Source organism: Micromonospora sp. AMSO31t (genome assembly GCF_008868175.1).
GTDB lineage: Bacteria > Actinomycetota > Actinomycetes > Mycobacteriales > Micromonosporaceae > Micromonospora.
In genome coordinates, this window is record NZ_WBKT01000211.1 from 1 (window position 1) to 9,421 (window position 9,421).

Genomic DNA, 9,421 nt, shown 5'->3' on the forward strand with positions numbered 1-9,421 from the left:
GACAGGCGGGGGCCGCGCGACGAGGTGAAGGAACTGGCCGACACCTTCGACCTGATGCTGGAGCGGCTCGACCGGTCCTTCGACGGCCAGCGGCGGTTCGTGGCGAACGCGTCCCACGAGCTGCGTACGCCACTGGCGCTCAACCGGTCATTGCTGGAGGTGGCGATGTCCCGGCCGGGTGCCTCCGGCGAATTGCGGCAGCTCGGGGAGACCCTGATGGCCGTCAACGAACGCCACGAACGTCTCATCGACGGACTGCTCACCCTGGCCGACTCGGAGCAGCGGGTGGTCGAACGGACCCGGGTCGACCTCGCCGAGATCGCCGGTCACCTCCTCGACCAGGTGGCCGGCACGTCGGGGCCGACCGTACGACGGCGGCTCGCGCCCGCCACCACGGCCGGTGATCCGGTGCTGCTGGAGCGGCTGACGCAGAACCTGGTGGAGAACGCGGTCCGGCACAACCTGCCGGCCGGTGGCGAGATCGACGTGAGCACCGGCACCGTCGACGGCCGCGCCACCCTGATCGTGTCCAACACCGGACCCGTGGTGCCCGGCTACGAGATCGAGGCGATCTTCCAGCCGTTCCGGCGGCTCCATCAGGACCGGGTGGCCGGTCCCGAGCGGAACGGCGCGCGGGACCGGGCCGGTGCCGGGCGGGGCTTCGGGTTGGGCCTGTCGATCGTGCGGGCGGTGGCCCAGGCGCACGGTGGTGCCGTGCACGCCCACCCCCGGTACGGCGGTGGGCTCGTCGTGACGGTGACCCTGCCATCCCTGGTCGGGGCCGTCCCCGGTCATCTGACGCGGGCGATGCCCGCCCCGGCGCGCGGCTGACGCGCCGCGTCGTTCGGGCCGGCCGCCGGGCACGTCGCCACGCCGACGCGGCGTGAATGCGGCGCGCGGGCGGCACAGGAATGCTGATTCACGCCGCCGGGGATTCCCGGCTTTCCTGTCGGTCTCCCGTCACGGGGAGTGTTCATTTGATCCGTTTCCGTCGATAGCGTCGGTGCACTGGCCGTCGACGAAAGGCCGACGATGAACGACAACCCGTACCCGTTCTCGCGCCGGCGCCTGCTCGCCGGCGCGGCGGCGGCCTCGGCGGTCACCGTGACCGGCGTGGCCGTCGCCCCGACCGCCGCCACGGCGACCCCCGTCCGCGCCACCACGCCGCTGGTCACCCGGGACCGGATCGCCACCGCGGCGCTGCGGGCGCCCGACGGCACCGCGGCGGCGGTGGCCTTCCAGGCGGACTTCCACGCCCGGCTGTCCGCCTGGCTGGCCTTCTGGTCGGCGAACTCACCCCGCGCCTGGAGCGCCCCCGTCCACGTGGTCGGCCGGGTCGCCCCGGCCGGCGACGCCCTCACCCTGCACGCCATCCGCTACCGGCGCGACGACGAGCTGCGCGCCGGCTTCGTGGCGGGGCGGCGGGACCTCGGCCACACGGCGACCGTGGCCAGCCTGCACCACCACTTCCCGAGCGTGCGCGTCCTGCCCGACGGCGCGGTCCGGGTCGGCGACGGGCCCGCCGGCTTCACCGGCGCACCCGGACAGGTCGCCTTCGCGGTCGCCGCCTGCCGGGAGCTGTGGGGCGACGGCGACGCCACCGCCACGCGCTGGGCGGAGCACGCCGGCCGGGCACTCGCCCGGGCCGGGCAGCCGGCCGACGCCGCCTCGCACGCCGGCTGGGCGGCCTTCACCCGGATCAGCCTGCGCCGCGGGCTGGGCACCGAATCGTACGAGTGACCGGAGGTAGCACATGTCCCGCAACGAGTTCCGCTTCGTGGTCGACGGCGTCGACCTGACCCCCGACCAGCAGACCCTCATCGCCGGCGAGATCCAGAAGGCCGGCCTGGCCGCCCTCCGGACGGCCAACGCCCGGCTCACCAACCCGCTCACCGTCGGCCACGGCAACCTCAAGCTGCGCCCCGAGTGGTACGGCCTCTGGGTGCTCGACGGCCCGTTCGCCCAGGACCTCGGCCAGAAGATCAACGACATCGGCTTCTGGATGGAGCGGTGACCGACGTCGCCGGACGTACCGGCCCGCCGGAGCGGATGTGTCCGAGCACGCCGGCGGCGAACGCCACGGTGTTCCTCGGCATGATCACTCCGGCGGGGCGGGTCGCCTACGTGACGCCGGCCGTGCCGGCCTCGGTGGCGCTCGCCGCGGCCGGCGATTCCGACGCCCCGGTGGAGTCGCGTGTCCGGCTGGCCGGCCCGTGCGTCACGTCGTCCTGCGGCTTCTGGACCGGCGAGCACTGTGGCCTGGGCGCGCGGATGGCCGCCTCCTACGCGGAGACGGCCGAACCGGGCGAGGAGCAGTTGCCGAAGTGTGCGATCCGGCGTACCTGCCGGTGGTTCGCCGAGCAGGGCCCGGCGGCCTGCCCGGCCTGCTCGCACGTGGTCACCGACGCGCGCTGAGGGTTCAGTCGCCCGGAGCCGTGTAGTCGGTCGGCGTCCGGGTCGCCTCGTCGACCTCGGCCGGGGTCAGCAGCGGGGTGACCCGGGTCCGCAGCCCGCGGGCCGCGCCGATGCGGATGGCCAGCGCGGCGGCGGTGCGATGGTCGGGCAGGTCGCAGAGTACGTAGGTGTCGTCGTCGGCGAAGGCGAAGTGCATCGAGATGAGCTGCCCGCCGGCCTCCTCGACCAGCTTGCGGACCACCTCGACGCGTTTGGTGCCGCCGTCGCGCGTCAGCCCGTCGATCCCGTCGACGGTGTAGACGGATCGCAGCAGGAACGCGGGCAACTCAGCTGCCGCCTTGCCGCTGCACCCGCTCCGAGCCCTCGACCTTGGCCCGGCCCTGATCGCGCTCGCTGCCGCCGGCCCCGGTGGCGGTGTGCAACTGGTGCCGTTTGCCCGGACGTTCCATCCCCGAGCCCTGGCGGCCCGGCGCACCGGTGCCCGAATTCCGCCCCGCCCGAGCCGACTCGCCGCCCGGGTCGTGCTTGTTCTGCTTGTGGCTACCCATGGGCCGCGCTTACCCGCTGCCTCCGCCGCTAGTCCTGGCCCTTGACCTGGCGGCGTCGGCCGAGGCCCGCCGCCGGCTGGACGACCACCGGAACCCGACCGACGGCAGCAACCTCCGCAGCACCGGCGGCGGGAGTATCTGACCCGGTCGGCGGCGCCGGCGTCACCCCGGTTGTCGGACCGGTCGACTACCGTCGGGACGTCATGGAGCCGCGGTTCGGCGAGGCCATCATCGGGCGGGAACACCCCGCGGCCCTGCTGCGCGCCGAAGTGGACCGGGTGAGCACCAGCCACGGCGGTCTCGTCCTGGTCGCGGGGGAGCCCGGCATCGGCAAGACGACGCTGGTCAGCGCGGCCGCCGACGAGGCGCGGCGGCGCGGGGCGCTGGTGCTCGGCGCGGCCTGCTGGGACTCCGACAGCGCCCCCGGCTACTGGCCCTGGGTGCAGGTGCTGCGCCGCCTGGGCCGCCACCCCGACGACTGGGCCCGGGCGCAGGACGCCGCCGGCCCCGGCCTCGCGGCGCTGCTCGGCGAGGGCACCGGCGCCGACCCGGTCGGGGAGGAGCCGGGCGACGACGGCGGGCGGGCGGAGTTCGCCCTGCACGACGCCGTGACCACCGCGCTGGTGGCCGTCGCCCAGCACCGGCCGGTCGTGGTCGTCCTCGACGACCTGCACTGGGCCGACCCGGCCTCGATGCGGCTGCTCCAGTTCGCCACCCAGCACACCTGGTTCGAACGGCTGCTGCTCGTCGGCACCTACCGGGACGCCGAGGTCGAGTCCGGCGACCACCGGCTCCGGCCGCTGCTGCTGCCGCTGACCGCCAAGGCCACCACCATCACCCTCACCGGCCTGGCCCGCGACGAGGTGGCCGCGCTGATCCGCCGCACCGCCGGCCGCGACCCGGGCACCGACCTCGTCGACGAGGTGCACCGGCGCACCGGCGGCAACCCGTTCTTCGTCGAGCAGACCGCCCGGCTCTGGCACACCGACGGCCTGGCCACCACCATCGCGCCCGGCGTCCGCGAGGCCGTGCGCCGCCGGCTCGACCAGCTGCCCGCCCCGGTGGTCGAGGCGCTCACCGTGGCCGCCGTGCTCGGCCGGGACTTCCACCGTCAGGTCCTCGCGGCCTGCGTACCCGGTCCGGTCGCACAGGTGGACCGGCTGCTCGACCGCGCGGCCACCGCCCGGCTCGTGCTGGCCCGCGGCGGCGGCCGGTTCGCCTTCGCCCACGACCTGGTGCGGGAGACCCTCTACGACGGGCTGACCGACGCCGAGCGCCGCGCCCGGCACGCCGCCGTGGTCCGCGCCGTCGACCGGTCGGCGGCGCTGGCCGAGCGGCTCATCCCGGCCGACCTGGCCCGCCACGCCTGGCTCGCCGGCGCCGACCTCGACCCGGCGCGCACCGTCGAGTTGCTGGTCACCGCCGCCCGGGAGGCCGGCGGGCGGCTGGCCGTGGAGGAGTCGGTGCAGCACTTTCGCCGCGCGCTGGAGGTCGCCGAGGAGCCGGCCGGCCGGGTCAAGGTGATGCTCGAACTCGCCCAACTGCTGCAGCACGTCGGCACGCAGGCCGAGGCCGAGCGGCTGCTCGTGGACGCCGCGGCGCTGGCCCGCACGCTGGACGAGCCGGCCGTGCTGGCCCGGGTCGCGCTCACCGTTCACCGGCAGGAGTTGGCGGCCCGCCGCCGCACGGGCGCCGCCGAGCTGGTGCGCGAGGCGTACGGGCGGTTGATCGGTGAGCCGGAGCCCGGTCGGGGGACGAGCGCACTGGTCACCGACCTGATCACCGCCACCGAGACGCTCGCCCGGCACGGCCGCGACGACGAGGCGCTCACCTTCAGCCTGTGGGCCCGGCACGACACCACCTGGGGGCTCGGCACCGCCGAGGACCGGGCGGTGGTCACCGCGGAGATCCGGGAGGTGGCCCGCCGCACCGGCGACCGGGAGACCGAGCTGTGGGCCACCTCGCTGCGCTGGGTCGCGCTGCTGGAACTCGGCGACCCGCGCTACCACGACGAGCTGACCGCGTTCGTCACCGGCTGCCGGCAGGGCGAGGTCGCCCGCCAGCGGATGGCGGCGGCCATCGACAGCGGCATCATCGCCGGGTTCCGCGGCGACTTCGGCGCCGCCGAGGCCCATTTCGCCGAGATGGACGGGTACGGCGAGTGGGAGCACTCCGACCACGCCTTCATGGGCCAGCACCTGCGCTGGTGCCTGCTGCTGCTCCGGGGCCGCCTCGCCGAGGCCGAGGCCCTGCTCGACGGGCCGGAGGCGGCCGGCCACCCGCAGCGGGACCTGCTCCGCGCGATCACCGCCGCCGAGCGCGGCGACGCGGAGACCGCCGTGCGGCTCACCGCCGGGATCGAGGCCGCCGGCACCGCGCACCCGCGGCCGGTGTCGCCGCTGTGGCTGCGGCTGCGGGCCCAGGCGGCGGCCGCGAGCGCCGACCCGGACCGCTGCGCCGAGGCGCGGGCGGCGCTGGAGCCGCACCGGGGCCGCTGGATGGCGGCGTTCTTCGGCTGCGACATCAGTGGTCCGGTCGACCTCTGGCTGGCCGCGGTCGACGCCGCCGAGCAGCGCTGGGACGACGCGGTCGCCGGCTACGAGGCCGCCCGCGACGCCGCCGACCGGATGGGCGCCCGACCGTGGTCGCTGCTCAGCCGGGCCGGGCTGGTGACCGCTCTGACCGCACGCGGGCGGGCCGGCGACGCGGCCACGGCGGCCCGGCTGCGCGCCGACACGGCGGCCGAGGCGCGGGGGCTCGGCATGACCCAGGTGCTGCACCGGCTGGGCGAAGTGGACGCTCCGGATCTGGTCACCGCCGGACCGCTGGCACGGCCACCCGGCGCGGGCCTCGCCGGAGCGGCGGCGGCCGGGGCGGATCACGCCGTTGCGGTGCCGGTATCGGCCGGAGCGGGTCACGGCGTCGGGGTGCCGGCACCGGTCGGAGCGGAACGTTCGACCGGCGGCTCGGCCGATGCGCCCGTGGTGGGCGCAGACCGGGGCGCCGAGCCGCAGGCCGCCGCCGCGCCCGAGTTCCGGAGGGACGGGGCCGTGTGGCGGCTCGCGTACGGCGGCATGGTCGTGCACCTGCCCGACGCCAAGGGCCTGCACGACCTGCGGCTGCTGCTGGGCCGGCCCGGTGTCGACGTGCCCGCCGTGGAGCTGCTCGACCCGGCGGCCGGCCCGGAACTCGTCGCCGCTCGCCGGCTCGGCGGGGATCCCGTGCTGGACGACGAGGCGAAGGCCCGCTACCGGCAGCACCTGCGGCGGCTCGACGACGAGATCGACCGGGCCGCCGTACGCGATGACGCACCGAGGCTGGCCGCCCTCGACGCCGAGCGCGCCGCGCTGCTCGACCAGTTGCGGGCCGCCGCCGGGCTGGCCGGGCGCAGCCGCCGCCTCGGTGACCAGGCCGAGCGGGCCCGCAAGGCGGTGACGGCCCGGATCCGGGACACGCTGCGCCGGATCGACGAGCGTCACCCGGGGCTCGGGGCGCACCTGCGGGAGTCCGTCGCCACCGGCAGCACCTGCCGCTACCTGCCACCGGAACCGGTGCCCTGGCGGCTGTGACGGTGAGGGCGTCGCCCCGTGCGGGCGACGCCCCCCACGTCAGCGGCGGTTGTAGCGGTACATGGTGAGCGTGCCGAACACGGCCACGAACCCGGCGCTCCACAGCAGCAGCCACATGGTGTTCGTCGCGTCCGACGACCCGGCCATGGCGGCGCGGACGGCCGCGACCAGGTGGGTGACCGGGTTGGCCTTGACGAACGCCTGGAGCCAGCCCGGCATGGTGACCGGGTCGACGAAGACGTTGCTCAGGAAGGTCAGCGGGAACAGCACCATCATGCTGACCCCCATGACCGACTTCTCGCTGCGCAGGACCAGGCCGAAGAAGGTCCACACCCAGGAGAACGCGAACGAGAAGATCACCAGCAGGCCGATGCCGGCCAGCACGCCGACCGGCCCGCCGGCGGGCCGGAAGCCGAGCACCAGCCCCACGCCGAGGATGACCACCGCGGCGAGCACGTAGCGCAGCACGTCGCCGAAGATCATGCCGACCAGCGCCGCGGGCCGCCAGACCGGCAGGGTACGGATGCGGTCGAAGACGCCCTTCTCGATGTCGTTGTTCAGCCCGACGCCGGTGTACATGGTGATCATCACGACGCTGGTCACCATGATGCCGGGCAGGAAGAACTGCAGGTAGTCCCGCGGGCTGTCGGCGAGGGCGCCGCCGAACAGGTACGTGAACATCAGCACCATGATGATCGGGAACGCGGTCACGTCGAACAACTGCTCCGGCACGTGCTTGATCTTCAGCATGGCCCGCCAGCCGAAGGTCAGCGACGCGGACAGCGCGCCCGGCCTCGGCGGCCGCTCGCCCGGGGCGAGGACCGTGGCCAGCGCCTCGGCCGACGGCACGTAGACGGACGGGGGCCGCCCCGTCGTGGTCGCGGTGTCGCTCATCGGGCCGCCTCCAGTTCGTCGTCCCGCTCGTCGGCCCCGACGGCGGGGTGGTCGGTCAGGGCCAGGAACACCTCGTCGAGGCTCGGCTGGCCGAGGGAGAAGTCGTCCACCACGATCCCGGCGCGCGCCAGCTCGCCGAGGGCGCGCGCGGCCTGCTCGCCGGCCTCCAGGTCGGTGCCGTCCTCGCCGACGCGGGCGGTGAGCGCCACCGGGTCCGCCTCCAACTGCACGGGCACGCCCAGCGCGGCCCGCAGCACCTGCTCGGCCCGGGTTCGCTCCCCGGCGTCGCGCAGTCGCACGTGGACGGTGCCCGAGCCGACCGACGACTTCAGCTCGCCCGGGGTGCCCTCCGCGATCACCCGGCCCTGGTCGACCACCGCGATCCGTCCGGCGAGCTGGTCGGCCTCGTCCAGGTACTGGGTGGTCAGCAGGACCGTGGTGCCGTGCGCGACCACCGCCCGGATGATCTCCCACACCTGGTTGCGGCTGCGCGGGTCCAGCCCGGTCGTCGGCTCGTCGAGGAACAGCAGGTCCGGGGTGTTGAGGATGCTCGCCGCGATGTCGATGCGCCGCCGCATGCCGCCCGAGTACTTCTTCACCTGCCGTCCGGCAGCCTCGGTCAGCCCGAACGCGGCGAGCAGCTGGTCGGCCCGCTGCCGGGCCGCCGGCCGGGCCAGGCCGAGCAGCCGGCCCAGCAGGACGAGGTTCTCCGCGCCGGTCAGGTCCTCGTCGAGCGAGGCGTACTGGCCGGTGAGGCTGACCCGGGCGCGGACCGCGTCCGCCTCCGCGACGACGTCGTGGCCGAAGACGCGGGCCCGCCCGCCGTCCGGGCGCAGCAGCGTGGCCAGCACTCGCACCGCGGTGGTCTTGCCGGCGCCGTTCGGCCCGAGCAGGCCGTAGACGGTGCCGGCGGGGACCTGGAGGTCCAGGCCGTCGAGCGCGCGGGTCGAGCCGAACGACCGGACCAGGCCGTCGGCCTCGACGGCCAGGCCGGTGTTCCGGTTACTCATGATCACTACCTCTCTTCGTGTTCTCAGGAGACGTACGGACGCGCCGCGCGGCCCTCGCGCAGCACCAGACCCCACCAGCAGAGCTCGTCGAGGAGCACCCGGGCGTCCTGCCGGAGCTGCTCCTCGACCCGCCCCGTCGGCTCGCCGTCGAGCAGGTCGACGCCGACGGTGTCGCGGACGGTCGTCGCGTGCAGGGCGGTGAACACGGTGCGCAGTTGGTCGACCGCGTGCAGGCCGACCGACCGGCAGCCGTACGACACGAAGCCGACCGGCTTGGCCTGCCACTCGTCGTAGGCGTAGTCGATCGCCTGTTTCAACGACGCCGGGAAGCTGTGGTTGTACTCCGGGGTGACCACCACGAACGCCTCCGCGCGGTTCACCTCCCCGGCGAACGACCGCATGGCCGCCGTGGGCTCGGCCGGCAGGCTCGCCGGGAAGTCGTACCCGGCGAGGTCGAGCACGGTCACCGCCAGCCCGTCGCGGCCGCGTGCCTGCGCGACGAACCAGCGACCGATCCGGTCGCCGATCCGTCCCTCCCGGGTGCTGCCGATGATCACGGCGAGCCGCAACGGCGTCATGCTCCCTCCCCGCTGGTGTCGGGTCTCAACCCGCAGGCGCCAGACGCCGACCGGCGGCCCGCCAGATCCGATCTGGCGGGCGCGTGTCGGGGGCTGCTGCTTCAATCGGCGCCGGAGACGAGGGGGGTGGCATGACCGAGGTACGCCTCGCGCGGTGGAGCGCCGACGACCTGGCGCTGCTGCGGCAGCTCAACGCGCCGGAGGTGCGGGCGCACACCGGTGGCCCGGAGACCGACGAGCAGGTGCTCGCCCGGCACGAGCGCTACCTGCGCGGCCCCGGCCCGCGCAGCGGGAACATGTTCACGGTCGGGCTGCCCGACGGGACGAAGGTGGGCAGCGTCGGCTACTGGGCGCGCGAGTGGCGCGGCGAGCCCGTCTACGAGATGGGGTGGGCCGTGCTGCCGGCG

11 protein-coding genes are annotated in these 9,421 nt (G+C 75.2%); 6 read left to right on the plus strand and 5 right to left on the minus strand.

The window, feature by feature from the left end; translation table 11 throughout:
- The 4 genes from F8274_RS28410 to F8274_RS28425 form a co-directional block, all read left to right on the plus strand.
- A partial coding sequence (locus F8274_RS28410; RefSeq protein ID WP_151465436.1) for a HAMP domain-containing sensor histidine kinase occupies nucleotides 1-831 on the plus strand: 831 nt, incomplete at its 5' end.
- 201 nt (nucleotides 832-1,032) lie between these two features.
- On the plus strand, nucleotides 1,033-1,740 hold the full coding sequence (locus F8274_RS28415) for a hypothetical protein (protein ID WP_151465437.1): 708 nt from the start codon (nucleotides 1,033-1,035) through the stop codon (nucleotides 1,738-1,740).
- Between the two features lie 13 nt (nucleotides 1,741-1,753).
- Nucleotides 1,754-2,014, plus strand: coding sequence for a hypothetical protein (locus F8274_RS28420; RefSeq protein WP_151465438.1), 261 nt, complete (start codon nucleotides 1,754-1,756; stop codon nucleotides 2,012-2,014).
- Nucleotides 2,011-2,415 carry a hypothetical protein gene (locus F8274_RS28425; protein ID WP_151465439.1) on the plus strand — a complete coding sequence of 135 codons (405 nt, stop codon included), beginning with the start codon at nucleotides 2,011-2,013 and terminating at the stop codon, nucleotides 2,413-2,415. The genes F8274_RS28420 and F8274_RS28425 overlap by 4 nt, the downstream gene beginning before the upstream one ends.
- A 4-nt stretch (nucleotides 2,416-2,419) precedes the next feature.
- Here the strand turns inward: F8274_RS28425 and F8274_RS28430 are convergent, their stop codons facing one another.
- Both F8274_RS28430 and F8274_RS28435 read right to left on the minus strand, forming a co-directional pair.
- A complete protein-coding gene (locus F8274_RS28430; protein WP_151465440.1) occupies nucleotides 2,420-2,740 on the minus strand; it encodes a GYD domain-containing protein in 321 nt (106 codons plus the stop codon).
- A gap of 1 nt (nucleotide 2,741) precedes the next feature.
- The gene (locus tag F8274_RS28435; protein WP_151465441.1) at nucleotides 2,742-2,963 is read right to left on the minus strand and encodes a hypothetical protein; all 222 of its coding nucleotides are present in this window, start codon (nucleotides 2,961-2,963) and stop codon (nucleotides 2,742-2,744) included.
- A gap of 203 nt (nucleotides 2,964-3,166) precedes the next feature.
- On the opposite strand from F8274_RS28435, the gene F8274_RS28440 reads away from it, so the two are divergent.
- On the plus strand, nucleotides 3,167-6,532 hold the full coding sequence (locus tag F8274_RS28440; RefSeq protein ID WP_151465442.1) for an AAA family ATPase: 3,366 nt from the start codon (nucleotides 3,167-3,169) through the stop codon (nucleotides 6,530-6,532).
- Nucleotides 6,533-6,571: 39 nt separating this feature from the next.
- Here the strand turns inward: F8274_RS28440 and F8274_RS28445 are convergent, their stop codons facing one another.
- The 3 genes from F8274_RS28445 to F8274_RS28455 are packed head-to-tail and all read right to left on the minus strand — an operon-like array spanning nucleotide 6,572 to nucleotide 9,014.
- Nucleotides 6,572-7,426 (minus strand): ABC transporter permease, encoded by an 855-nt coding sequence (locus tag F8274_RS28445; protein WP_151465443.1) that lies wholly within the window; start codon nucleotides 7,424-7,426, stop codon nucleotides 6,572-6,574.
- A complete protein-coding gene (locus F8274_RS28450) occupies nucleotides 7,423-8,436 on the minus strand; it encodes an ATP-binding cassette domain-containing protein (RefSeq protein ID WP_151465444.1) in 1,014 nt (337 codons plus the stop codon). Before F8274_RS28450 ends, F8274_RS28445 begins: the two co-directional genes overlap by 4 nt.
- Before the next feature lie 23 nt (nucleotides 8,437-8,459).
- Nucleotides 8,460-9,014 (minus strand): NADPH-dependent FMN reductase, encoded by a 555-nt coding sequence (locus tag F8274_RS28455; protein WP_151465445.1) that lies wholly within the window; start codon nucleotides 9,012-9,014, stop codon nucleotides 8,460-8,462.
- A gap of 131 nt (nucleotides 9,015-9,145) precedes the next feature.
- Here F8274_RS28455 and F8274_RS28460 point away from each other — a divergent pair.
- Nucleotides 9,146-9,421: GNAT family N-acetyltransferase (locus tag F8274_RS28460; RefSeq protein ID WP_192580029.1), on the plus strand; the 276-nt coding region annotated here is incomplete at its 3' end.

Bases quoted from the DNA above. Each gene is read 5' to 3' on its own strand.
- F8274_RS28415 (WP_151465437.1), top strand. From the start codon at position 1,033: ATGAACGACAACCCGTACCCGTTCTCGCGCCGGCGCCTGCTCGCCGGC.
- F8274_RS28420 (WP_151465438.1), top strand. From the start codon at position 1,754: ATGTCCCGCAACGAGTTCCGCTTCGTGGTCGACGGCGTCGACCTGACC.
- F8274_RS28435 (WP_151465441.1), bottom strand. From the start codon at position 2,963: ATGGGTAGCCACAAGCAGAACAAGCACGACCCGGGCGGCGAGTCGGCT.
- F8274_RS28440 (WP_151465442.1), top strand. From the start codon at position 3,167: ATGGAGCCGCGGTTCGGCGAGGCCATCATCGGGCGGGAACACCCCGCG.
- F8274_RS28445 (WP_151465443.1), bottom strand. From the start codon at position 7,426: ATGAGCGACACCGCGACCACGACGGGGCGGCCCCCGTCCGTCTACGTG.
- F8274_RS28450 (WP_151465444.1), bottom strand. From the start codon at position 8,436: ATGAGTAACCGGAACACCGGCCTGGCCGTCGAGGCCGACGGCCTGGTC.
- F8274_RS28455 (WP_151465445.1), bottom strand. From the start codon at position 9,014: ATGACGCCGTTGCGGCTCGCCGTGATCATCGGCAGCACCCGGGAGGGA.